At 40.5% G+C, this 25,998-nt stretch carries 14 protein-coding genes and 2 pseudogenes; 13 read left to right on the forward strand and 3 right to left on the reverse strand.

The window, feature by feature from the left end:
* Positions 1-525 precede the first annotated feature (525 nt).
* From CCC71_RS02760 to CCC71_RS10925, 8 genes and pseudogenes are all read left to right on the forward strand, one after another.
* A complete protein-coding gene (locus tag CCC71_RS02760; RefSeq protein ID WP_226974313.1) occupies positions 526-645 on the forward strand; it encodes an ESPR domain-containing protein in 120 nt (39 codons plus the stop codon).
* Between the two features lie 55 nt (positions 646-700).
* Positions 701-1,300, forward strand: a complete 600-nt coding sequence (locus CCC71_RS02765) for a helix-turn-helix domain-containing protein (protein WP_021840669.1) — start codon at positions 701-703, stop codon at positions 1,298-1,300.
* A pseudogene (locus CCC71_RS02770) lies at positions 1,270-1,974 on the forward strand (IS3 family transposase); the annotation flags it as partial. The gene CCC71_RS02765 and the pseudogene CCC71_RS02770, both read left to right, overlap by 31 nt.
* A gap of 167 nt (positions 1,975-2,141) precedes the next feature.
* Positions 2,142-3,749 carry an IS1182 family transposase gene (locus CCC71_RS02775; RefSeq protein WP_156704349.1) on the forward strand — a complete coding sequence of 536 codons (1,608 nt, stop codon included), beginning with the start codon at positions 2,142-2,144 and terminating at the stop codon, positions 3,747-3,749.
* A gap of 287 nt (positions 3,750-4,036) precedes the next feature.
* Positions 4,037-5,155, forward strand: coding sequence for an IS1249 family transposase (locus CCC71_RS02780; protein ID WP_296332827.1), 1,119 nt, complete (start codon positions 4,037-4,039; stop codon positions 5,153-5,155).
* A 40-nt stretch (positions 5,156-5,195) separates the two neighbouring features.
* Entirely contained in the window at positions 5,196-5,357 is a 162-nt protein-coding gene (locus CCC71_RS02785; protein ID WP_413092555.1) for an IS3 family transposase, read from the forward strand.
* Positions 5,358-5,421: 64 nt separating this feature from the next.
* Complete coding sequence (locus CCC71_RS02790; RefSeq protein ID WP_296332830.1) at positions 5,422-11,604, forward strand: YadA-like family protein; 6,183 nt, start codon at positions 5,422-5,424, stop codon at positions 11,602-11,604.
* Positions 11,605-12,330: 726 nt separating this feature from the next.
* Positions 12,331-12,405: pseudogene (locus CCC71_RS10925) on the forward strand (ESPR domain-containing protein); the annotation flags it as partial.
* A 323-nt stretch (positions 12,406-12,728) separates the two neighbouring features.
* On the opposite strand, the gene CCC71_RS02795 reads toward CCC71_RS10925, so the two are convergent.
* The gene (locus CCC71_RS02795) at positions 12,729-14,558 is read right to left on the reverse strand and encodes a coiled-coil domain-containing protein (protein ID WP_295243751.1); all 1,830 of its coding nucleotides are present in this window, start codon (positions 14,556-14,558) and stop codon (positions 12,729-12,731) included.
* A 49-nt stretch (positions 14,559-14,607) separates the two neighbouring features.
* Between CCC71_RS02795 and CCC71_RS02800 the strand changes: the two genes are divergently transcribed.
* Both CCC71_RS02800 and CCC71_RS02805 read left to right on the forward strand, forming a co-directional pair.
* Positions 14,608-15,645, forward strand: a complete 1,038-nt coding sequence (locus CCC71_RS02800) for a YadA family autotransporter adhesin (RefSeq protein WP_226974681.1) — start codon at positions 14,608-14,610, stop codon at positions 15,643-15,645.
* A 596-nt stretch (positions 15,646-16,241) separates the two neighbouring features.
* Positions 16,242-19,790 carry a YadA-like family protein gene (locus CCC71_RS02805; protein WP_296332833.1) on the forward strand — a complete coding sequence of 1,183 codons (3,549 nt, stop codon included), beginning with the start codon at positions 16,242-16,244 and terminating at the stop codon, positions 19,788-19,790.
* Positions 19,791-20,030: 240 nt separating this feature from the next.
* On the opposite strand, the gene CCC71_RS02810 is transcribed toward CCC71_RS02805, so the two are convergent.
* The gene (locus CCC71_RS02810) at positions 20,031-21,638 is read right to left on the reverse strand and encodes an IS1182 family transposase (RefSeq protein ID WP_296332837.1); all 1,608 of its coding nucleotides are present in this window, start codon (positions 21,636-21,638) and stop codon (positions 20,031-20,033) included.
* A 292-nt stretch (positions 21,639-21,930) separates the two neighbouring features.
* Here CCC71_RS02810 and CCC71_RS02815 point away from each other — a divergent pair, with 292 nt between their 5' ends.
* Positions 21,931-23,043, forward strand: coding sequence for an IS1249 family transposase (locus CCC71_RS02815; RefSeq protein ID WP_296333589.1), 1,113 nt, complete (start codon positions 21,931-21,933; stop codon positions 23,041-23,043).
* A 98-nt stretch (positions 23,044-23,141) separates the two neighbouring features.
* Here the strand turns inward: CCC71_RS02815 and CCC71_RS02820 are convergent, their stop codons facing one another.
* Positions 23,142-24,026 (reverse strand): LysR family transcriptional regulator, encoded by an 885-nt coding sequence (locus CCC71_RS02820; RefSeq protein ID WP_226974223.1) that lies wholly within the window; start codon positions 24,024-24,026, stop codon positions 23,142-23,144.
* Positions 24,027-24,285: 259 nt separating this feature from the next.
* On the opposite strand from CCC71_RS02820, the gene CCC71_RS02825 reads away from it, so the two are divergent.
* Positions 24,286-24,768 (forward strand): flavodoxin, encoded by a 483-nt coding sequence (locus tag CCC71_RS02825; RefSeq protein ID WP_226974224.1) that lies wholly within the window; start codon positions 24,286-24,288, stop codon positions 24,766-24,768.
* Positions 24,769-24,878: 110 nt separating this feature from the next.
* Positions 24,879-25,865 carry a carboxymuconolactone decarboxylase family protein gene (locus CCC71_RS02830; RefSeq protein ID WP_226974225.1) on the forward strand — a complete coding sequence of 329 codons (987 nt, stop codon included), beginning with the start codon at positions 24,879-24,881 and terminating at the stop codon, positions 25,863-25,865.
* Positions 25,866-25,998: the final 133 nt, after the last annotated feature.

Raw genomic sequence — 25,998 nt, forward strand, 5'->3', positions numbered from 1 at the left:
GTTTAAACCTATTGTTATCGTACATTTTAGATGTTTTGAGTTTATAAAAATTATAACAAAATAAAAAATAAAGTTGACGGTGAAAAATTTAGTCTTTTGTAGTTGAATATGAAAATGAAAGGTGATAAAATGAATATAGAATTAAGATGTGTATAGTATAAATTTAGGGAAAGTTAAATGAGATAAATAATAATCGATTGGTTAAATAGGGTTATATATCTCATGAAAGTATTTTGAAAGGGGATGGTAGTAATTGAATATTTATTTATATATAAATAATAGGATTAACTGACATATATCAACACAAGATGTGATAAATATATGTTGATAATCAAATAAATGGTATTTTTTTATTTTTAAGGGAAAGATTATTAACGAATTATGGATGATTTGTGGGAGCCAATCATCCGAAATAGTTAGGAAGCGATGTAATTTTATATTAATTTTTGGGAATAATTTTTTGAAAAATATCGCTACAAACTAGTAATTAGGGTTGTGTGTGGGTAGGTAAAGGAGTTACAGAGTATGAATAAGGTATTCAAGGTAGTATGGAGCAAGACAAAGGGTATGTATGTAGTAGTGTCTGAATTGGCTAAAAGCCATCAGAACGGTAGCACAAAACGAATTAAGGGTGTAGTGTTGTGAACCGCCCCCTTAAAGTTAGACCTAAAAATCTAATTTTAAGGAGGTCGGTTTTTTCATGTCAAAATATAGTTTTAAATTTAAGCTAAAAGTTGTTACAGCATATTTAAATGGAGAAGGCGGTGGCAGAACTCTAGCAAAAAAATATGGAGTCAAATCATATTCTCAGGTCAAAAGATGGATAAAAAATTATCAAGCATTTGGTGTGGAAGGACTTAAAGAAAGAAAATCTAAGACTAAATATACTTCTGAGTTTAAGCAATCTGTGGTAGAGTTGTACTTAACAAGTATCTTATCTTATCAACAAATAGCTTTACAGTACGGAATTAATAATCCAACATTAATTGCTCGATGGAAATCAGAGTATATAAAAGATGGTGTAAATGCCTTTGTTGAACGACCTAAAGGACGGCCACCCACTATGAAGAAATCTGAGACTAAGCAATCCAAGCCTAAGAAACCTATACGTATTAGTCAAAAAGAACTATCTAAATTAACACCTGAGCAACAACGAATTTTAGAACTGGAAAAACAATTGCGCTATGCTCAAATAGAGAATGCCTATTTAAAAGAACTGAGGAGGCTGCGACTCGAGGAAGCTCGAGAAATGAAAAAATCGCAAGAATCATCAACGGCCTCCGAAGAGAGTTCACATTAAAGGAGATTCTTGCGGCATTAAATTTTCCTAAGGCTACTTATATGTATTGGCAAAAGAGGTTCACTCGTGAAGATCCAGATTTAGCAATAAAAATAGAAATTGAAGAGATTCGAAAAACCAATCCCAATTATGGATATAGACGGTTATTACCCTTATTAAAACTTAAAGGGATAGTAATTAATAAAAAGAAACTGCAGCGTATCATTAAAAAGTTTAAACTTCAAATTACTACATATTCTCGCAAAAGCAGAAAATACAACTCCTACAAAGGCAAAAAAGGTACGGTTGCTCCCAATCGAATTCACCGTAAATTTGAATGTATATACCCCCATCAAAAAATCACAACAGATACAACTGAATTCAAGTATTATGAGGTGGGAGCTGATGGAGAATTAATAACAAGAAAATTGTATTTAGATCCATTTATGGACCTATATAATCTTGAAATACTAAGTTTCAGTATTTCACCGGCACCTTCAGCATCTGGTATTTTAATGGCACAAAGAAAAGCTATTAAAATAACAGAGGATGCTAAATATAGACGAACATTTCACTCTGATCAAGGCTGGGCGTATCAAATGAAAGAATATCAAAGGCTCTTAAAGAATAATAATATCTTCCAGAGTATGTCCAGAAAAGGAAATTGCTATGACAATTCGCCTATGGAAAACTTCTTGGCCTATAGGACATTTTGAGTTGGTTTTTAGGGGCTGTAACGAAATACACCCCTAAAAACAAGAATGCGGTTTGAAGATACGAAAGTGTCTTCAAGCCGCATTCTTGCTATATTTGTATAAGAAAAAAGGCCCCGAAGGGCCTTCTTTGTTGGTATAATTAATTTATGAACAGAAACCATATCCAACAAGGCAATTATACTAAACTTTCTGGCTTTCGCCAAGTAGTTTTATCATTGGATTATGGCTTTCAGATCGGACCAAAAGAACCGGTGAGATTACTGGATGCTGTATTGGAGGAACTGGACTATACAAGGTTGCAGCATTTATATTCTTCAAAAGGAAGAAAATCTTTAGTACCTCCCCATCTTTTGTTTAAAGTCTATGTGTTAGCTATGACCGAAGGCATTGTATCTGTTCGCAAAATTGCTGAGCAATGCACTAAAAATATCCATTACATGTGGCTCTTACAGGGCTATCCGACTCCGTCTCATATGGTATTTCATCGATTCTTTCAACGCTTAACTGTTGATGTACTTAGAGATTTGTTATCTCAATTTATTCAAGCATTAAGTGAATTTGACAGCTTAGATTTTTCTGAAGTATTCATCGACGGAACTAAATGGGAAGCCTATGCAAATAAATACACCTTTGTGTGGAAAAAGGCAATTCTTAAGCACTATGCTAAGTTACCGGATAAATTGTTAGTTCTTCAATATGAAATACAAAATCTTTTGGACATAGACGTCTCAGATATGACTGAAGATGAACTATTGGTTTTGCTGGAGCAATCCATACGCGAAAAGCAAATTGAGTTTGTACACGGTACCGGTAAACGAAAACATCCATTGCAAAGAGCTTTTGAATCCTGTTTAGCCTTGCGTGACAAGCGAAATGAATATGATGAAAAGTTAGCTATTCTAGGCTCTCGCAACAGTTACTCTAAAACTGATCATGATGCTACGTTTATGCGACTAAAAGAAGATCATATGTTAAACGGCCAATTAAAACCGGCCTACAATGTTCAACTAGCTGTTCATAGTGAATATATTATGGGCGTTGGCGTATTTCCAAATCCTACAGATACGAACACCTTAATTCCATTTATGCAACAATTAGAAGGACAATACAAACAACACTTTCAATATGTGGTAGCTGATGCCGGTTATGACAGCAACGAAAATCTGGCATGGTTATGGGCTCATGATTACAAAACTTGTATTAAACCAAGTACATATGAATTGAGTAAAACGAAAAAGTATAAGAAAGATATTGGTCGAGCGGATAACATGGTATATGATGAGGCGACCGATACATTTACTTGTGCCAAAGGCCGTACATTACGATTCCAATACATACGCAGAAACAAAAGTAAGACCGGTTTCATTAAGCAAAACCGAGTATACCGGTGTGAAAACTGCAATTATTGTGGCTTACGTAAGGAATGCCAAAAACTTAAGTTCGGAAAACTTCCTAAGGGGAATAAGACGATATATATTGCTACTGATTACCGCGAATTATTAGCCAAAAACAAGGCTGTATTTGATAGTGACTATGGCTTACAACTTCGAGTAAACCGTTCTATTCAGGTGGAAGGTGCTTTTGGCATAACAAAAGAAGATTTTGAATACACCAGGTTCAGGCACCGAGGCAAAGTTAACGTAGAAAAAGATTTATTACTATTAGCTTTTGGATACAATTTACTGAAGCTGCATAACCGAATACAGAAGAAGCGATTAGGTCAACGGTTGTTCGAAACTAATTCTGCTGCGTAATTAAAAGCCAAAAGCTAAAGGCTTATTTAAGTGCGCTAAAAAACAAAAAAACAAGGATATTTTCAGAATTGTTGATTTTGGAAATATCCTTGTTTTAATTGAAAAGGGAGCTGTAACTGAAATGTGAGTTAAAAAACTCAATTTCGTTACAGCCCCTTTTAAATTTTTTATTAGATTTTAAAGGGTGGACAAAATGAGTTGGTAAAAAGTCTGAAACCCCTTGCTATATAAGGGTTAAATAAGGTTATATCTTTCTAGATAATATATTTTTTAGGAGGTATTACTTTATGAAAAAAATTAGATGTCCTTATTGTGGTTTTGACTGTATAAAGTATGGAAAAACTCGAATAGGTAGGCAGCGATGGCGTTGTAAAGAATGTCATCAAGTTTTTACTAAGCCTTATGATCATACAAACTCGGATTTTCGCCTTTTTCTTCAATGGTTGTTCAGTAAAAATGTACAAAAAGATATGCCCGGTGCCGGTCGTAATTTTCGCAGAAAAACAGCTAAATTTTGGGAACTTTGGCCTTTACCACCTAAAATTGAAACTCAAAGCTCGATTGTATTCATTGATGGTATTCACCTAGGAAGGAAAGCCTGTATATTAATCTGCTGTGATGAAAAGCATGTATTAGGTTGGTATGTATGCAGAGCTGAGCGAGCGAGGGCTTGGGGGGCTTTGATGAGCCGTATTGCTACGCCCACGGTCGTTGTATCTGATGGTGGTCCCGGCTTTCGGAAGGCATTAAAAAAAGTTTGGCCAAAGGCCAAACTTCAAAGATGTATTTTTCATGCTTTTCAACAAGTAAAAAGGTATACAACAACTCGTCCTAAAACAATTGCCGGTGCAGAGCTATATGGGCTTTCAAATGATTTATTTAAGGTAAATTCTACGACTGCAGCATTACATTGGATTAGAAGTTTAACAGACTGGAAAATTAAGCATAAAGCCTTTTTAGACGAAGTATCTTATGACGAGTATGGAAAACCTAGGTTAAAACATGAAAGACTTTTAAAAGCAGAGCAATCACTTCTTGTATTAATTAAATCTGGTACCTTATTTACCTACCTAGATGATACATTAGACTTTAACTGTCCATCTACTAATAACCGTATTGAAGGTGACATAAATGCTCAATTAAGAGCTATGCTTCGTAACCATAGAGGAATGAATATTGAAAGGCGAATAAAAGCGGTTTTCTGGTGGTGCTACATGCACTCACCGAAACCGCTTTCACCCGCTGAAATACTCGAGGTTATGCCGACCAACAAAAGTATTTCTAAACTATATGATACCATGAATTCCAGAGAAAAATTAGAAGATTCTATTCCAACCTGGGGCGATGCTATTGTATGGAGTGATTTTCATTTCTCAGATCCATATCCTAACTATCTATGGGATTAAATTACCAACTCAAAATGTCCTATAACCCAACTTCTTTTCAATTTTGAAGCAAGAAATGTATTATGGAAAAACATTTCATAGCTACAAGGAATTAGAAACAGCACTTACTCAATATATACTCTATTACAATGAAAAACGAATAAAAGAGAAGTTGAATTGGCTAAGTCCGGTAAAGTATCGCTTAAAGAATACAGTAGCATAAAAAATTTCGAGAAACCTATTCAGGCTTCTCGGAAATAAAAGTCTAACTTTTTGGGGTCACTACATTGTCCGGTTTAGTGGGTGCTTTTTTATTGGGCGCTTTGGGAACAGCGGATGCCAGTTTGATTACCACTGATGAAGGTCAGATGGATATGAGATATGGTGATACTAGACAAGCTTACGATAGTATAGGCTGGGACTCCGGTCATGGAGTTCAATATAAACTCTTGGTAAAAGGTGCTGAGAATGGTGGCGTTGAAGTTAAGATGGGGAGTTATATGAGTGGTGGCGACAAGAAAGTAGCTACTAGAACTCAACGTGGCGATGCGCCTATTGAAAACCGCTACCAAGTACTTAAAATCGGTTTAGATGCCGCCACGCTTAAAAAGATTAATGATTCCAGCTCAAACTCTCAGACCGCTATTGATGAATTAAAAAATAAGGCGAACCGTGATCTCGATAATTTGTCTGAAGCCGGGGAAAAGAAGCTGAGTGATTTGGTAAAAGGGATTAAGACCGGCTCGACGAATCTTACTGCAGGTAGCGAAAATATCAAAATTGCTGAAAGTGAAAATGCTGATGGTACTAAATCCTTTAGTGTTGATTTGAATAAAAAAGTTAATCTTACTGCCGATGGGTCTGTTACTGTAGGTAATACCAAACTAGACAAGTCAGGTTTAGAAGCCGGTGAAACCAAAGTTAAAGCTAATGGTATATTGGTTGGTAAAACTGCTTTAACTGCCGGTGGTTTGGTTCTTGGAAACACCGTTGTTGCAGCAGACGGTTTGACTGTTGCCGGTGGCCCGTCCGTAATTACAGCCGGTATTGATGCAGGCGGCAAAAAAGTATCTAATGTTGGTGAAGGTGCCGTGGCTGAAGGTTCCACTGATGCTGTAACCGGTGGTCAGTTATTTGGCGTGCAAAAAGATCTCAATGATTCCATTAAAGGTGCTCAAGATACAGCTAATTCCGCTCTTCAGAGTGTAACCGTAACCGACACTAAAGGCCAAACTCTCGTTGTTAATAAAGACAATGCAGGCTTTGGTATTGTTGGTGCTAAAGATGGCATGGTTGAAAGTAAAGTATCCGGTCAGAATTTGGTAGTAGATTTAACCGATGCAACGAAAGAAAAAATCAACAACGCCGCCGGTAAAGACTTAGGCAACTTGGATGACAAAGGCAAAACAGTTATTAAAGAAGTCGTTCAGGAATCCGTTAATGTAGACGGTGGTAATAACATCAGTGTTGTTGATGCAACCGATAAAGACGGTGTTAAAACATTCACTGTTAACTTGGATAAAAATATTAATCTTGGCACAGACGGTTCCGTTGCTGTAGGCGATACCAAACTAGATAAGTCTAGTTTAGAAATCGGTGCAACTAAAGTCGCTGCTGACGGCGTGAGTGTTGGCGATGCAGCGTTAACAACTGACGGCTTAGCAATCGTTGGTGGCCCATCCGTAACTAAAGATGGTATCGATGCAGGCGGTAAAGTTGTTGGCAACCTTGGTGAAGGTGCTGTAGCTGAAGGTTCCAAAGATGCTGTAACCGGTGGTCAATTATTTGGTATGCAAAAAGATCTCAATGATTCCATTAAAGGTGCTCAAGATACAGCTAATTCCGCACTTCAGAGTGTAAGTGTTAAAGATGGCGCCGGTAATGTTCTTACCGTGAATAAAGACAATGCCGGTTTCGGTATCGTAGGTGCTACCGATGGTATGGTTGAAAGTAAAGTGTCCGGCCAGGACTTGGTAGTAGACTTAACAGCAGCAACGAAAGAAAAAATCAACAACGCAGCCGGTAAAGACTTAGGCAACTTGGACGATAAAGGCAAAACAGTTATTAAAGAAGTTGTTCAAGAATCCGTTGATGTAGCAGGCGGCAACAATATTGAAGTAACTGATGCTGTAAATAATGAAGGTGTTAAAACATTCACCGTTAACATGAAGAATAATGTTGACTTAGGTGCTAACGGATCTATTAAAGCAGGTGCCACTACATTAGATGCTAGCGGTTTAATAGCCGGAGCAACTAAAGTTGGTGCTGATGGCGTAAGCGTTGGTGATGCAGCGTTAACAACTGACGGTTTAGCAATCGTTGGTGGTCCATCCGTAACTAAAGACGGTATCAATGCAGGTGGTAAAGTAGTTGGCAACCTTGGTGAAGGTGCTGTAGCAGAAGGCTCTAAAGATGCTGTAACCGGTGGTCAGTTATACGGTGTGAAAACTGAATTAGATGACAAAGTAAACACTGTTACTAACGAAGTTAACACAATTAAGACTGACGTTGGCACATTGAAGACTGAAGTAACAACCGTTAAAAATGATGTTGGTACTCTCAAAACTGAAGTAAATACAGTTAAAACTGATGTGGGTACCCTCAAAACTGAAGTAACGAACGTTAAAACCGATGTAGGCACGATTCGTACAGATGTGAATACCTTGACTGATCGTGTAACGACGGTTGAAAACACTGCAGGTAGTGCTCTTCAAACAGTAACGGTAACAGATACTAATGGTCAAAAACTTGTTGTTAATAAAGATAACGCAGGTTTCGGTATTAAAGGTGCTACTGACGGCATGGTTACCAGCGAAGTGTCCGGTCGGGACTTGGTAGTCGACTTAACAGCTGCAACTAAAGAGAAAATCAACAACGCAGCCGGTAAAGACTTAGGCAACTTGGATGATAAAGGTAAAACTGTTATTAAAGAAGTTGTTCAAGACGCTGTTGATGTAAAAGGCGGCAGCAATATCAACGTAGATAAAGCTACGGTTGATGGTGTTAAGACATTCACTGTTAACTTGGATAAAAACTTGGATTTGGGCGGCGAAGGTTCTATCACTTTGGGCGATACCATCATCAAATCCGGTGACGTAAAAGTTGGTGGTACAACCATTAATAACGGCGGCGTAACTTTGAACTCTAACGGCGAATTCAAAGTTGGTGACACTGTAATCAACGGCAGCACAATCAATGTTGGCGGTACAACCCTCAATCAAGGTGGTTTGACAATTAAAAACGGTCCTTCCATCAATGTAGGCAGTATCAACATGGGCGGTACTAAGATTACCAACGTAGCTAATGCCACTGAAGAAGGCGATGTAGTAACTTACAACCAGTTACAAGAAGTGAAAAATATCGCTAACGAAGGTTCCAAATTGGCTAACAGCGCGCTTCAAACAGTAACGGTTAAAGGTAATGATGGTCAAACAATCGCTATCAGCAAATCTAATTCCGCTATCGGTATCATAGGTGCAGCTGACGGCATGGTAGAAAGTAAAGTTAATGGTAATGATTTGGTAGTAGATTTAACAGCTACTACGAAAGAAAAGATTAACAATGCAGCCGGCAAAGACTTAGGCAACTTAGATGACAAAGGCAAAGAAGTTATCAAAGAAGTGAGTCAGGATGCAGTTGATGTAGTAGGTGGTAACAACATTACAGTTGATACTGAAAAAGCGGATGATGTTAAGACGTTTACAGTTAACTTGAACAAAGACTTGAACTTAGGTGGTGAAGGATCCATCACTTTAGGCGATACTGTAATTAAATCCGGTGACCTCCATGTTGGCGGTACAACGATTAATAATGGTGGCGTAACCCTTGTTCCTACCGGTGAATTCCGAGTTGGTGATACTGTAATCAACGGTGGTTCCATTAATGTAGCCGGCACAACGATCAACGAAGGCGGTATTACGGTTAACCCTCAGGGCAACATCGTTCTCGGCGATACGACAATCTCCAATGGTGGTTTCACAATTAAGAACGGTCCTACCATCAACGTTGGCGGCATCAATATGGGCGGCACTAAGATTACTAATGTAGCTAACGGTACTCAAGAAGGCGATGTAGTTACTTACAACCAATTGCAAGAAGTGAAAAATATCGCAACTGAAGGCTCCGAATTAGCTAACTCCGCTTTACAGACTATCTCCATTAATGATGGTAACGGTGGCGTAATTACGGTTAATAAAGGTCAGGCAGGCTTCGGTGTTACCGGTAAAACCGGCGGCGTGGTTGAAAGCAAAGTTGATGGTCAAAACTTGGTAGTAGACTTAACGGCAGCTGCTAAAGAAAAGATTAACAACGCAGCTGATAAAGACTTGTCCAATTTAAGCGATAAAGGTAAAGACGTTATCAAAGAAACCAGTCAGAATGCGGTTAATGTAACAGGTGGTACTAACATTACGGTAACTCCTTCCGACGTTAACGGTGTTAAGACATTCGATGTTAACTTGAATAACCAAATCGACCTTGGTACTACCGGTTCTGTAAAAGCAGGCAATACAACGGTAGATAACAATGGTGTAAGCGTAGGCTCCAGCACATTGAACGGTAGCGGCTTAGCCATTACCGATGGTCCTTCCGTAACTAAAGACGGCATCGATGCAGGCAATAAAGTCGTTTCCAACATTGCTGATGGTGTAAATGCCGGCGACGCTGTGAATAAAGGCCAGTTGGATAAAGTAGATACTAAAGTTACTGACTTAACCGGTAGAGTTGACGGTCTCGACAAAGGCCTTAAAGACTTGGGAACTAAAGTTGACGGCTTAGGTCAAGAAGTTAAAGACCTTGGCACAAAAGTTGGTGACTTGGATACTAAAGTAGGTAATTTAGACACTAAAGTTGGCAACCTTGATACTAAAGTAACCGATTTGGACAAAACCGTAAAAGGCTTTGATGGTAGAATTACTGATGTTGAAAAACTCGCCGGCAGTGCTATGCAGGGAATCACGATTGGCACTGACACCAATAATGAAGATGAACATGTAAATCTTACTAAAGATAATAGTCGTATGGACATTGTTGGTGCTACCGATGAAAAAGGTAATAAGTCAATTGTAACGGCGGTTGAAGGCAATAAAGTTACTGTTTATCTTACCGATACGGTAAAAACTAAGATTGATAATGCAGCAACCAAAAATATGGACAATTTGACTTCTGAAGGTAAATATATTGTTCGAAAATTGGTGCAAGCAGAAGGTGGCGACGAATATGTTGATGTTAAAACAATTATGAATCCTGATGGGTCAAAAACATTTAATATCAGCATGACTAAAGAAGCGGTTGAAGAGTTTACTCGTGAAACCGGTTGGTATATTCCGGGAGATGATGAAACAGAAAATACGGTTACAACTGAAAGAACTGGATTCCGTAATGCAACTACAACTCCTACAACTCCTCCTAAGAGAAGCGGTTTGAAATATACTGACAACTTCAAAATTGTTGGCGGTACAGAACTTGAATTAAATGATGACTTACATGTAGGTCATTCATTAACGATAGGTGCAGTTAATGGAGAAGATCAAGATGCATCACAAGGTGGTGTAGCTGAAATAACTGCTCAGGGCTTCCACGTTGGTGAATCGTCATTAACAGGTAATGCGTTGACTATAGGTGGTGTCAACGATAGTAGCGTGGCTCAGTTGACGAAAGCTGCCTTAACATTCGGTGATGTGACTGATGGAACAGTAACAGCATCAACTACTTTGTCGAAAGATGGTTTGGCTGTTGGTGATACTAGCGTAACATCCGAAAAAGTCGCTGTAGGTAAGTCTTCGCTTACTAGTGATACACTTACAGTAGATGGAATCAAATTAGCTAGCCAATCAACTACTGAAAGAGGTTTGATCACTTTAGACAATGTGGCTCAAGGGGATATTTCCAAATCTTCTAACCAAGCAATTACCGGTGCTCAGTTGTATCCTATTAAAACGCAAGTTGACAACAATACAGCTGCAATCGGCGTAATTGGTGAAGTAGTAAATGCGCAAGGTCAGGCAATCCAAGGATTGTCTTCCGAAATTCAAAACGTACGCAATGAATCCGCTGAAGGCGATGCAATGGCAGCTTCCTTAGCCGCATTGAATCCGCTTCCATATGCTGAAGGCGAACGTGGACAGATTATGGCCGGCTTAGGTACTTACAGAGGCAAACAAGCATTGGCAGTAGGTTATGCTTACGCGCCGGATAGCGATCAGCAATACACTGTAGGTCTCTCCTATGGTCAAGGCGGTAAAGCTATGGCTAACTTGGGTGCTACATTCCGTATCGGTTCCGGAGAAACAACCAAACCTGGTACCTCTGTAGCTGCAGTTCAAAACAAAGTTCAAGCTTTAGAAGCACAGAATAAAGCGCAACAAGCTAAATTCGATGCTGAATTGGCTGCCAAACAGAACCAGATTGATGCTCAGAACGATCGCATTGCTAAATTGGAAGCTTTGGTACAGCAGTTAGTTCAACGTTAATTGGATTGTTTAGTAGTGAATTACAACGTATTGTCTAATTGTAGAAAAATTTGTTGGCGGTGTAGATACAATTGAATAAAGTGTAAGTAAACAAAACGTGTGATATGGAGAGATAAGACTCTTTGTATCACACGTTTTTGTGTATGAAGATAAAAAAATGATTTGTGACGGAAATAATCAATTAAATGATGTTTTTTACAAGTGTACATTATGAAAAAATATGAATGAGAAAAATGAAGAGAGTTCATGAAAAAAATTAATTAATCGATTAGTAAACGATTCGTGTTATTTCATTTTTAGCATTAATAGAATTCATTATTTGATGAAAATAAAATAATACTTTAAAAGTTTAGATTTTATCTGTGTTGTTGATTTACAGTGATAAAAAAGTTATGAAATAAAATTATTCAATATGTTAAAAGCCAATAAATAAGCTGTTTTTAGTTTGTTGACATGATTATTGAATGAACTATATATTACACTCTAATAGAAAAAGAAATCCAATTATTTAGATGTAAGCATAAAATTTTAGTATGAAAATCCTATTTTATATTTTCGAATTTATTGATAAAAATTTATATTGTAAATTTGTAAAAGAAAAGTGGTTGAGTGATTTTTGTGTTAAATTTTATGAATAAATTGGTGTGTTTTTTGGTTTATTGGTAATGGACATATCTTGTGAAATGGGAGAAGTTTGCAAGATAAAGAAGTTTGGAGGCGTACTGAATGAATAAGATTTTTAAAATCGTTTGGAGTAAAACAAAGGGATGCTATGTTGTGGCTTCGGAGTTTGCTAAATCTCACCAAGGCGGTGTAACGCGTGCATCGCGCAAGGCTGTAACGGCTCTATTATTGAGTAGTATGGTGTTAATGCAGCATTCTGTATACGCAAGTTATATTACGGCGGATAAGGGCTTTATGGATGGAGATAACTCCGTAGGGTTTGATACCGGTAATGTAGGTTCGTATCGTTTATTATTACGTGGTATTAACGGGATTACTACAACATTGACAACATATGATAGTTCTGCTGCAGATGGTGTTGGTAAAGGTAATGCTAGGACGAGTTCAAATAAACAAGTATTGACTATCGGTTTAAGTACGGAATCTCAAGAGAAATTGAATCAAGCGGCGTCTTCTGCAGCATCGTCGGCGGCAAGTGCAGAAAGCTCTGCATCGAGTGCAACTGTGGCTGATAGCAGTGCATCTAGTGCTGTTTCTAGTGCAAGTGATGCTGAAGATAGTGCAAGTAGCGCGGAATCTAGTGCTAGCTCTGCTGCATCGAGTGCAGAAAGTTCTGCATCGAGTGCTGCTGAAGCATCTACAAGTGCCTCTAGCGCCGCCTCTAGTGCTAGCTCCGCATCAACAAGTGCGTCCAGTGCCGTTTCTAGCGCCACAGAAGCATCAACAAGTGCAAGCAGTTCCAAATCTAGCGCCACTGAAGCCTCTACAAGCGCATCTAGTGCAGCAAGTAGTGCAACAGCTGCTGATAGCAGTGCATCCTCCGCATCAACAAGTGCGTCCAGTGCTGTTTCTAGCGCCACAGAAGCATCAACAAGTGCAAGCAGTTCTAAATCGAGTGCTAATGAAGCCTCTACAAGCGCTTCTAGTGCGGTATCGAGTGCCACGGAAGCTTCTACGAGTGCGTCCAGTGCCACTTCTAGTGCTACCTCTGCATCAACAAGTGCGTCTAATGCTGAATCCAGTGCAACAGTAGCCACTACCGGCGCCTCTAGTGCGGCTTCTAGCGCGACTGAAGCCTCAACAAGTGCAAGTAGTGCTGCGTCTAGTGCGACTGCTGCCGACAGTAGCGCATCTAGTGCAGCAAGTAGTGCAACAGCTGCTGATAGTAGTGCTACCTCCGCATTAACAAGTGCGTCCAGTGCTGTTTCTAGCGCCACAGAAGCATCAACAAGTGCAAGCAGTTCTAAATCGAGTGCTACTGAAGCCTCTACAAGCGCATCTAGTGCAGCATCGAGTGCTACTGAAGCATCTACAAGTGCCTCTAGCGCCGCTTCTAGTGCTAGCTCCGCATCAACAAGTGCGTCCAGTGCCGTTTCTAGCGCCACAGAAGCATCAACAAGTGCAAGCAGTTCCAAGTCTAGCGCCACTGAAGCCTCTACAAGCGCATCTAGTGCAGCAAGTAGTGCAACAGCTGCTGATAGTAGTGCATCCTCCGCATCAACAAGTGCGTCCAGTGCTGAATCCAGTGCAACCGTAGCATCTGCCGGCGCCTCTAGCGCCGCCTCTAGTGCTACTTCTGCCTCAACAAGTGCAAGCAGTGCTGCATCTAGTGCTACTGAAGCCTCTACGAGTGCGTCGAGTGCTGCTTCTAGTGCTAACTCCGCATCTACAAGTGCGTCCAGCGCAGAATCCAGTGCCACCGAAGCATCCACAAGTGCAAGCAGTTCTAAATCTAGCGCCACTGAAGCCTTAACAAGCGCCTCTAGTGCCGCATCTAGTGCTACTGAAGCATCTACAAGTGCCTCTAGCGCCGCTTCTAGTGCTAGCTCCGCATCAACAAGTGCGTCCAGTGCTGAATCCAGTGCGACCGAAGCATCCACAAGTGCAAGCAGTTCTAAATCTAGCGCCACTGAAGCCTCTACAAGCGCCTCTAGTGCCGCATCTAGTGCTACAGAAGCTTCAACAAGTGCATCTAGCGCCGCCTCTAGTGCTAGCTCCGCATCAACAAGTGCGTCCAGTGCTGAATCCACTGCAACAGTAGCCTCCACAGGCGCTTCTAGTGCAGCAGCGAGTGCTACTGAAGCTTCTACGAGCGCGTCCAGTGCTGCGTCTAGTGCTACTTCTGCATCAACAAGCGCATCTAGTGCCGCATCTAGTGCAACGTCCGCTGATAGTAGTGCAAGCAGTGCAGCGTCGAGTGCAACAGTAGCCGATAGTAGTGCAAGCAGTGCAGCGTCGAGCGCAACCGCAGCCGATAGCAGTGCAAGCATTGCGGCATCGAGCGCAAATGCAGCTGATAGTAGTGCCTCCAGTGCGGCATTGAGTGCAACGGCTGCTGACAGTAGTGCCAGCAGTGCCGCATCGAGTGCAACCGCCGCTGATAGCAGTGCAAGTACTGCTACGTCTAGTGCCGCTGCGGCTGATAGTAGTGCAGCGAGTGCAGAGTCGAGTGCGACCGCCGCTGATAGCAGCGCACAAATAGCTGTTGATGCAGCCTCCACGGCAACAAGTGCGGCTTCTACCGCCAATAGTATTTTAGATACATTAAATCAGGGTGGTATTGCCGGCGGTACAATTGATGGTGAAGGTGCATTAGCAACCGGTAAAAATTCACAAGCAATTGGTGATTATGCTTCAGCTTATGGAACCAATGCTGCAGCTACTGCTGATAATGCAACGGCTATAGGTGCTAACTCTCAAGCAACTGCTGAAAATTCGGTAGCTTTAGGTGCCAATTCTGTGGCTTCTGAAGCAAATACAGTATCTATTGGTTCGGTTGGTAATGAACGTCGTTTAACCAATGTGGCAGATGGTGTTAATGATACAGATGCTGTAAACGTACGTCAATTGAATGAGGTATCTAATAAGGTTGGCGAAGTACAAAGTGAAGTCAAAAATGTTGGGGCATTAAGTGCCGCATTGAGTGGTTTAAAACCAATTCAATATGATCCGGCAGAACCAACTCAGATTATGGCAGCTCTTGGTACTTATCGCGGCCATAATGCAATGGCGTTAGGTGTTGCTCATTATGTAAATGATTCGACTATGTTTAATGCAGGTCTTGCTTATGGCAGTGATGATTCTAAAGTGATGGCAAATGCCGGCGTGACATGGAAGTTTGGTACGTCCTCACAAAAAGAAGCTGCAGCAAATCAGCAATTGGCTGGTAAGGAAGCGCAACAGCGGATTAATCAATTGACAGCGGCTAATCAGGCACAGGCTACGCAGATTCAGAATCAGCAAGCTGAATTAACTGCTCAGAACGACCGCATTGCTAAATTGGAAGCTTTGGTACAGCAGTTAGTACAAAAAAAATCTCCCTATACTATATTAATAGTTTTAACTAAGAGAACTTAAGAGAGATATAATTCAAGTGAAATTAAAAAATATCTCTCTGAGTCCTCTGTAGAAGGACAACTAAATAGTACTAAAAAACTCGTTTAAAAGCCATGACTAGTGGTTTGCAAATACGCATGAAAATTGTGTGTTTCTGACCTTAGTCATGGCTTTTTTATATTCTTAAACAATTCGTGTAAAAATAATGCTAAAATGATATAAATTTATTTACTAAATGGCAAAAATATATTGAGAGTAAGATGAAAATCATAGTGGCAAAAAACACAGATTTTATATAGATAGATTTAAATATTGAGATATATAACTAAATGATAATGGACTGAAAAAGTGATTAAAAAAACAATAAGTGGCATTAAAATGGAAAAAATAGAGAATAAAATTCCTATTGTGAAGATAGGATTAATGTGATATTCTGAATTGGCAATGAAACGAAAAATATCGATTTAAAAAGTTTGAGCTTTATGATGGAATTGTAATTAAAGTTTAGATAGTCCTTCATAAGTTTTTTTGATTGTTTGAGTTTATTTATTGAAAAATAGAACGAAATTATTATTCGAGTGAGTAAGGAGAAAAAATAATGAAAAAAAAGATTAAGTGTGGGTAAACGTTTAGCGGTAATGGGAACAGTACTTGCTGTAACAGGTACTTTCTGGGGTGGACAATCTGTGTTGGCCGTGGACAATGCAGATGGCACAGGTAATGGTGTTGCCATTGGCACAGGCTCCACAGCTACACAGTCTAATGCCGTAGCAATTGGTCAGAATGCAAATGTTACAGGCGGATCCGCAACGGCAGTTGGTGCAGGATCTCAAGCAACAGGTGGCTTTGCAACTGCTTTTGGTAATTCCGCCTCGGCAACTGGCGCTCAAGGAACGGCCGTAGGTTACCAAAGCGTTGGTGCCGGGGCTGCCACAGCAGTTGGTTATCAAGCAAAGGCTAATCAGACGGGGAGTATTGCGTTAGGTAGTGGTGCTACAACTAGTGGTGCATCAAACTACATGATGGCTATAGCTGCCGGTTATCAAGCATCTGCTTCTAATGCGAAAGCGATTGCTCTTGGTGGTCAAGCAGTGGCCTCAGGTAATGAAGGTGTAGCTATTGGCGGGAGTTCCAGTGTAACCGGCAATCTTGCTGTGGCAGTTGGTGGTGGTGCTAAAGCAAGTGGTTTAAAGGCAATATCTTTAGGTAACTTAGCTAATGCTAGTGCCGAGAGTGCTACGGCGATTGGTTACCAGGCAACGGCTCAGAAAAAAGATAGTATTGCAATAGGTAATGCCTCTGTTGCTGGTGGTACGGGTAATTTAACAACTATGGCTATCGCTGTAGGCTATGCTGCAAAAGCTACTAATAATGAAGCAATTGCGATTGGTCAAAGTTCTACTGTTAGCGGTAATGAAGGTGTAGCTGTTGGTGGTGGTTCTAGTGTGACTGGTAACCTTTCAGCGGCACTTGGCGCTAATTCCGCTGTTAGTGTGATAAACGGTACAGCTGTTGGTCATGGTGCTAATGTTTCTTTGGCGAATTCCGTTGCATTAGGCTCTAATTCGGTAGCAGAATCCAGAACAAGCTTCAATACAGCCGCTTATTTATCCGGTGAAAAATTTTCTGCATCTCAAGGTGTTGTATCCGTTGGTAAAGCCGATGCTACACGCCGTATTGTTAACGTAGCCGGTGGTTATGATGATACTGATGCGGTTAACGTGGCACAGTTAAAAGCTGCTATAAATGGTAGTGCAGGTAACAAAGTAGATAGAGGTACTGGAGAAGGTTTATCTGTAGGTTCCAATGCAATAACCGGTAGTTCGAATGCTGTGGCGATTAGTGCTCCAGGTAATGGCACTGCTTCACAAGGTAGCATGCTGGCAGCTCAAGCTACAGCCGGTGCTACGACCGCAGTTGGTAGCCAGTCAAGAGCGTCTCAAGCGTTTGCGACAGCTTTAGGTTATAGTGCTAAAGCAGATGGAAATTCTTCGCTCTCGCTTGGCTATGCTGCTAATAGCTCAGGTACAAGAGCGGTTGCATTAGGTTCTATGTCTAATGCTGCTGGTGATGACTCTTTTGCTATGGGGAACAAGGCTTTTGCAAATAGAAAGTTGAGCATGGCTATGGGTCAGAATGCATTAGCCAACGGCACGCAATCTACGGTAATTGGTGTAAGTGGTGAGACTGCAGTAGGTGCACATAACGCTATCGCAATGGGTTATAAATCCTATGTAGGTGCCATTAATGCTGATCATCCTTCTGTTGTTACTTCTACAACTGTTACGACGGAGCCGGTGGATAATAAAACATCTGTAAGTCCTATTGATGGTACTGTAAATTATGAACTCAGTGAAGATTACTATCCGGTTACGACTAATGATAGAACTTCTACTGACCCTGAAAAAATTTATGAAAACTCCATTGCACTTGGCATGGGTGCTAAATCTTATGGTTTCCAAACATTGGCTATCGGTGGTGTTGCCGAAGCACATGATTCTAATACAATCGCAGTAGGTCTTGCTGCTATTGCACAAGGTCACTATTCTGTAGCTATGGGTCAGCAGGCTCGTACATCTTCCAATAATGCCTTGGCGATTGGCCATTATGCAGAATCCCATGGTGAAGAATCGACGGCTATTGGTTACTTCTCTCGTGTTGCCGGTGCTAATAACATTGCCTTAGGTAATAACACTCGTTTACAAGGTGTTAACAACTCTGTTGCTCTTGGTTCAAGTGCACGTGCTCAACTCAATAACTCGGTAGCTATCGGTCATAACTCTGCAGTCCTTCCTGATTCGTCTTTGACAGAAGCAGCTTACTTGACTGGTGAAGACTATGACTTAAGTCATGGTGCCGTATCCGTAGGTAACATTCAATACACGGTAACTGCCGGCAATACAAGTACTACGTACCTTGCCAATACTCGTCGTATTATGAACGTAGCCGGCGGTTACTTAGATACTGATGCGGTTAACGTGGCACAGTTGAAAGCTGCTCTTAAAGATATTAATATTGAAGCTGCTGATGGTATCACTGTAAATCGTGACGGTAATAAATTCACTATCGGTTTAAATGTGGCCGGTGTAGAAAATCCTTCTAACACGGTAACTATTACACCGAGCCCAAGTACTGGTGAAAACCCAACTAACCCAACAGATCCAACGGATCCTACAACTCTAACCGAGCCAACAACTCCAAGCTATCCTAACGCCGGTAATCCGGTACAGATCGGCGTAGATATTAACCCAATCGCTGTAGGTGGTGATAGTGGTAATGCTAATGTTACTCCGGGTGCTGCATTCAATGTAGTTGGTGGTGACAATATTACTACAACTGCGAGCGAAGTGACTGTCAACGGAACTACAGTCCCTAAATTAGAAGTAGCTCTTAACAAAGAATTAACCGGTTTAAACAGCGTATCTACTAACGGTTTAACTATTAAAGGTGCTGACGGTAAAGATACTGTTGTTATCAAAGGTGACAACATTAGCATGGGCAACAATATCATTCATGATGTGAAAGCCGGTGTGAAAGATAACGATGCTGTTAACGTAAGTCAGCTTCGTCAAGAAATTCAAGGTGAAACTCGTGTATCTGCTGAGGGTGCTTTCATCAAGAAAGACAACACAGCAGCTCAGAACTTAACTGCTTTGGATAACCAAGTACAGGCTAACAGCGAAAGCATTAGTTCCATCAATGACAGCATCACTAACCTCAACGGTGGTGTTTCCAACTTGAGCAACCAAGTAAGCAAATTAGACAACCGTCTTGATCGTGTAGGTGCCGGTGCAGCCGCTTTAGCAGCCTTGCATCCACAGGACTTCGATCCAAGTGCAAAATGGGACTTCGCAGCCGGTTACGGTAACTACAAAGGTGCTAATGCTGTAGCGTTAGGTGCGTTCTATCGTCCGTCTAACGATGTAATGTTCTCCGTTGGTACCAGCATGGGTGGCGGTGAAAACATGTTCAACGCCGGCGTAAGCATTAAATTCGGTAGCAGCAATGAGTACTCTAATTACTCCAAATCTGCGTTAGCCGAAGTTGTGTCCAACCAGGCTTCTACAATTGAAAACTTGAATAGCCGTGTAGCAAAACAGGAACAAGAAAACCAAGAATTGCGTGCACAGATTCAAGAAATCTTGAACCAGTTGGCTAGCAAATAATAATTGAATAGAAATCACTTACTGTAGGTTTTGTCGTAAAACTTAAGTTTTAACTAAAAGACTTATAGTGAGTATAAAAAGAAAGGGGCTGTAACGAAATTGAGTTTTTTAACTCACATTTCAGTTACAGCTCCCTTTTCAATTAAAACAAGGATATTTCCAAAATTAACAGTTCTGAAAATATCCTTGTTTTTTTGTTTTTAAGCGCACTTAAATAAGCCTTTAGTTTTTGGATTTTAATTACGCAGCAGAATTAGTTTCGAACAACCGTTGACCTAATCGCTTCTTCTGTATTCGGTTATGCAGCTTCAGTAAATTGTATCCAAAAGCTAATAGTAATAAATCTTTTTCTACGTTAACTTTGCCACGGTGCCTGAACCTGGTGTATTCAACATCTTCTTTTGTTATGCCAAAAGCACCTTCCACCTGAATAGAACGGTTTACTCGAAGCTGTAAGCCATAGTCACTATCAAATACAGCCTTGTTTTTAGCTAATAATTCGCGGTAATCAGTAGCAATATATATCGTCTTATTCCCCTTAGGAGGTTTTCCGAACTTAAGTTTTTGGCATTCCTTACGTAAGCCACAATAATTGCAGTTTTCACACCGGTATACTCGGTTTTGCTTAATGAAACCGGTCTTACTTTTGTTTCTGCGTATGTATTGGAATCGTAATGTACGGCCTTTGGCACAAGTGAATGTATCGGTCGCCTCATCATATACCATGTTATCCGCTCGACCAATATCTTTCTTATACTTTTTCGTTTTACTCAATTCATATGTACTTGGTTTAATACAAGTTTTGTAATCATGATCCCATAACCATGCCAGATTTTCGTTGCTGTCATAACCGGCATCAGCTACCACATATTGAAAGTGTTGTTTGTATTGTCCTTCTAATTGTTGCATAAATGGAATTAAGGTGTTCGTATCTGTAGGATTTGGAAATACGCCAACGCCCATAATATACTCACTATGAACAGCTAGTTGAACATTGTAAGCCGGTTTTAATTGGCCGTTTAACATGTGATCTTCTTTTAGTCGCATAAACGTAGCATCATGATCAGTTTTAGAGTAACTGTTGCGAGAGCCTAGAATCGCTAACTTTTCATCATATTCATTTCGCTTATCACGCAAGGCTAAACAGGACTCAAAAGCTCTTTGCAATGGATGTTTTCGTTTACCGGTACCGTGTACAAACTCAATTTGCTTTTCGCATATGGATTGATCCAGCAAAACCAATAGTTCATCTGCAGTCATATCTGAGACATCTATGTTCAAAAGATTTTGTATTTCACATTGAAGAACTAACAATTTATCCGGTAACTTAGCATAGTGCTTAAGAATTGACTTTTTCCACACAAAGGTGTATTTATTTGCATAGGCTTCCCATTTAGTTCCGTCGATGAATACTTCAGAAAAATCTAAGCTGTCAAATTCACTTAATGCTTGAATAAATTGAGATAACAAATCTCTAAGTACATCAACAGTTAAGCGTTGAAAGAATCGATGAAATACCATATGAGACGGAGTCGGATAGCCCTGTAAGAGCCACATGTAATGGATATTTTTAGTGCATTGCTCAGCAATTTTGCGAACAGATACAATGCCTTCGGTCATAGCTAACACATAGACTTTAAACAAAAGATGGGGAGGCACTAAAGATTTTCTTCCTTTTGAAGAATATAAATGCTGCAATCTTGTATAGTCCAGTTCCTCCAATACAGCATCCAGTAATCTCACCGGTTCTTTTGGTCCGATCTGAAAGCCATAATCCAAAGATAAAACTACTTGGCGAAAGCCAGAAAGTTTAGTATAATTGCCTTGTTGGATATGGTTTCTGTTCATAAATTAATTATACCAACAAAGAGGGCCCTTCGGGGCCTTTTTTCTTATATAAATATAGCAATAATGCGGCTTGAAGACACTTTCGTATCTTCAGAGTTATAGGACAAAAAGTGTGTGTAAAAAGTGCTGTAAACCTAGATAGATACTGGGTTTATAGCACTTTTATCTTTTTTTGACAAAGATAAAGGGTGGACAAAAAGTGTGTGTAAAAACATGCTTGAACCCACATAACTACTGACTAAAATGGTATTATATCTTCCTAAATAAAAACATAAATAGGAGGATGATTAAAATTAAACAAGTAGTTTGCCCTGATTGTGGTCGAAAATGTATAAAACACGGTATATTGAAATCCGGTTCTCAGCGATGGTTTTGTAAGCACTGTAAAGTCGCTTTCACTAACAAAATTAACACCGATAGTCATGATCTAAAGTTGTTTTTGAAGTGGTTATTTAGTAAACAGTTGCAGCAGGATATGCCTGGAGGAGGACGTACATTTAGACGTAAAACCGCTAAATTTTGGTCCATATGGTGCCTTCCACCAAAGATTGAGGAAGTATATGATGTGCTTTACTTTGACGGCATATACCTAACGCGTAAGCTCTGTGTACTTATTTGTTGTAGTAAGGACCATGTGTTAGGCTGGTATGTTTGTAGATATGAGAACTCTAGAGCTTGGCAGGCATTAATGGACCGTATTGCTCCTCCGCGTGTTGTTATCTCAGACGGCGGATCTGGATTTGCTAAGGCCTTAGCAAAGAGGTGGCCGACAAGTAACCATCAACGCTGCTTATTTCATGTTTTTGCACAAGTAAGAAGGTATACAACTTCTGCACCAAAAACAGTAGCCGGCAAGGCCTTATATGAACTAGCAAAGCGTTTATTTAAGATTCAATCGATAGATGATGCCTATACTTGGATTGATGGATTATTAGCTTGGAGAGAAGAGTTTGATGACTTCTTACGTGAAATGACAGTTGACGAAAATGGGAATAAAAGGGCTACTCATGAACGCCTCTTAAAAGCTGAGGCAGGACTTTTACGATTAATTAGAGATGAGACTCTATTTACCTACCTGACGTTTGTAGATATTACCGTACCTACAACGAACAATCGACTGGAAGGAGGCGTTAATGCGCAACTTAGGGGGATGTTACGAGACCACAGAGGATTATCCTTAGAAAGACGATTAAAAGCGGTCTATTGGTGGTGTTACGAGCACTCACCTAGACCGCTTCCTGTTGCTGAAATATTAAAATGTATGCCTACAGATAAAACAATCGCTGCTACTTACCGTAGGATAATGCGGAATAACCGTCCTGATAATATCTTACCCCAATGGGGCGATGCCATTGTCTGGAATGAGTTCCATATGTCCACGGAATTTCCAATTTATTGGGATTAATTTAAAAAAGCCACACACACTTTTTGTCCTATAAGCCTATCTTCAAACCGCATTATTGTTTTTAAGGGCGTATTTCGTTACAGCCCCTTTCTTTTTGCTTATTTTGTGCCAAAGAATTTTTTCAACTCGTCTAAAAACCGTGTCACTGTTGGTGAGAAGAGTCTGTGCGACGGGGTTACGAGGTACCATTTATTCTCGAGGGTCGGCACGATGGGGCGATAGGTAAGGGTAGGATGATGGGGTGGTAAAAGGCCGCTCAAGGTAACCGCGTAGCCCAAGCCTTGATCAACGAGGAACAGCATATTATTGATTAAATTATAGGTGGCCACAATGTTCAGATTGGAACGGCTGGTGCCAAAAAGTTCATAATCGACCGGATTGGCGAAGCCTTGGCGGGATAGAATCAGGGGCAACTCTTTCAGTTCTTCTTTTTGAAGTTCGGTCTTTTGAGTCAGTGAATCGTCCTGGCGCATAAGGAGGACGCTTCTATCGCTGCGACCAATGTAAAAGTAATCGTAGCCTTCACGGAAGTTAGGCTCTACTACGAGGCCGATGTCTAATAAGCCCTTGTCGAGTCGGTCCATAACAACGGTGTGGTCCCCGGAATATAAGTGCAGGTGAATTTGCGGATATATTTCTTGTAAGTTTTTGAAGCACTGAGTGATGTCTTTCATGTGATGGGTTTCGCCGCAACCAAAGTAGATATTGCCGTTTAAAAGCTCTGTGTCCTCTTTTAAAGCACCTTCGGTAGCGCTCACTAAATCAACGATTTCCCGTGCCCGTTGCTGTAGGTAACGCCCCTCTTCGGTGAGTGTTATTTTACGTTTACCGCGAATAAAGAGCACTTTGCCCAGTTGATCTTCTAAGTCCTTCATCTGTTTGGATAAGGTGGACTGAGTAATATGCAGCGTTTCCGCCGCTTTACTGATAGTTTCTTCTTGAGCGATAGTTAAGAAGTATACTAATAATCGCGTTTCTATCATGATAGTCTCCTTTCAGCGAAGTTTTCATACTTTTTAAAAAGCGTTCAATATATGTACTTTTATTTTACCATTCCTAAAAACGATGGTAAATAAGAACTAATAACTGCTAGTCATAAAATTGAGAAGGGGTTACAATGTAGACAGCTCAAGAAGAGAGCTTAAGAAAATTTTTTAGAAGCGTGTATCAAATGTAGTGTGCCAAATGTAGTGTACGAAATGTAACGTATTAAATAATAGTATCTAAAGGAGATGTTTAACTATGAGTAAATCATTAGTTGCTTATTTCAGTGTTACCGGCACGACTAAACAGGTGGCACAAAATTTAGCGGAAGCGATTGGCGCGGATTTATATGAAATTAAACCGGAAGTTGCTTATACGACAGCCGACTTGAATTGGACGAATAAGCAGAGCCGTTCATCGGTAGAAATGGCGGATATGTCATCTCGTCCGGCCATTCAAAAGCCGTTACCTGATATGAAATATAATGTTTTATATGTAGGTTTCCCAATCTGGTGGTATCGGGCACCATCGATTATTAATACATTCTTAGAAAGCTTTGATTTAACCGATGTGGTGGTTATTCCGTTTGCTACGTCCGGTGGCAGTGCTATGGGCAAAACCAATGAAGCTTTGAGCCCATCCTGTGTGGGCGCCGTATTAAAAGAAGGTCATCGTTTTTCAGTCCATACATCAAAAGATGAATTGAAACAGTGGTCCGAATCGTATAATTTAGGCAAATAAAAGAGCTGTTAGAGAGAGGGGTAAAACATTTGAAACGTATAAAGCGAATTAGTAAAATGGCAGTTTTGGGATTGCTTTGCATGAGTTTACAAGTAGGAGGAATGAACGTAATGGCAGAAAATACACAAGAATTATCCAATAAAGAAATGCAATTAGTAACAATCAGTAAATATACGGCAACCGGTGATCAGGCAAAATTGAAAGACGCCGTAAATGAAGCGTTGGACAAAGGCGTGACAGTTAATGAAGTCAAGGACGCTATGGTACAGTTATATGCCTATACCGGTTTTCCAAGAAGCTTGAATGCACTTAATGTGTTGATGAATACAGTGAACGAACGCCGTGATAATGGTGTGGCAACCGAAGAAGGTAAGGCGGCTACTAAAACAATTTTAGGAGCTGACGCCATGGCGGAAGGCACTAAGACACAAACTGAATTAGTTGGCGGTGAAGTAAAAGGTGCACTCTTTGATTTTGCACCGGCATCCGATCAGTATTTGAAGAGTCACTTATTCGGCGATATTTTTGCCTCCGATGTGTTGAACTGGCGTGAACGTGAAATTGTAACAGTAGCGGCTTTAGAAGCCCTTTCCGATGTGGATTCGCAATTAAATGCCCATCGCGGCATTGCCAAACATAATGGCGTGACTGATGCGCAGCTTAAAGCAATTTCCAAGGCTGTTCATGATGAAAACAACGTATCACCGTTCCCAGCCGGTGCTTTTAATGAAGGCTATGCTCAATATTTTAGCGGCAAAAGCTGGTTGGCACCGCTAAACATTGAAGAAGTAGGCATCCACAATGTAACCTTTGAACCGGGCAGTCGTAATGATTGGCATGTTCATCATGGGGCCGGTCAGATTCTCGTCGTAGTAGGCGGTAAAGGTTGGTACCAAGAAGCCGGTAAACCGGCACAAGCTTTAGCGGCCGGCGATGTGGTATATATTGCACCGGAAATTAAACATTGGCATGGTGCTACGGCTGACAGCTATTTCTCCCATTTGGCCATGACCGTACAAAAAGAAGGTGTATCCGTTACCTGGATGGAACCTGTTTCTGATGCGGAATATAACGAATTAAAGTGGACACATAAATAAGCTTAAGCCTTAAAGCTAAGATTGAGATGCAAGTGCTCAAATAGATATAATACCTGATACTAATGCAAAAACCCCGCTCCGAAATTTCGGAGCGGGGTTTTGTTTTTACTATGCGATTAATTGAGCTTGATTT

Origin of the sequence: Veillonella sp. LMAG:90, assembly GCF_008679445.1 — a bacterium.
GTDB lineage: Bacteria > Bacillota > Negativicutes > Veillonellales > Veillonellaceae > Veillonella_A.

Excerpts from the sequence above, each read along its gene's own strand:
- CCC71_RS02795 (WP_295243751.1), bottom strand. The coding sequence starts at position 14,558 with ATGCTTGCACTGCTATCGGCTGCGGTTGCGCTCGACGCTGCACTGCTT.
- CCC71_RS02810 (WP_296332837.1), bottom strand. The coding sequence starts at position 21,638 with ATGAACAGAAACCATATCCAACAAGGCAATTATACTAAACTTTCTGGC.
- CCC71_RS02760 (WP_226974313.1), top strand. The coding sequence starts at position 526 with ATGAATAAGGTATTCAAGGTAGTATGGAGCAAGACAAAGGGTATGTAT.
- CCC71_RS02765 (WP_021840669.1), top strand. The coding sequence starts at position 701 with ATGTCAAAATATAGTTTTAAATTTAAGCTAAAAGTTGTTACAGCATAT.
- CCC71_RS02830 (WP_226974225.1), top strand. The coding sequence starts at position 24,879 with ATGGCAGAAAATACACAAGAATTATCCAATAAAGAAATGCAATTAGTA.
- CCC71_RS02775 (WP_156704349.1), top strand. The coding sequence starts at position 2,142 with ATGAACAGAAACCATATCCAACAAGGCAATTATACTAAACTTTCTGGC.
- CCC71_RS02820 (WP_226974223.1), bottom strand. The coding sequence starts at position 24,026 with ATGATAGAAACGCGATTATTAGTATACTTCTTAACTATCGCTCAAGAA.
- CCC71_RS02825 (WP_226974224.1), top strand. The coding sequence starts at position 24,286 with ATGAGTAAATCATTAGTTGCTTATTTCAGTGTTACCGGCACGACTAAA.
- CCC71_RS02780 (WP_296332827.1), top strand. The coding sequence starts at position 4,037 with ATGAAAAAAATTAGATGTCCTTATTGTGGTTTTGACTGTATAAAGTAT.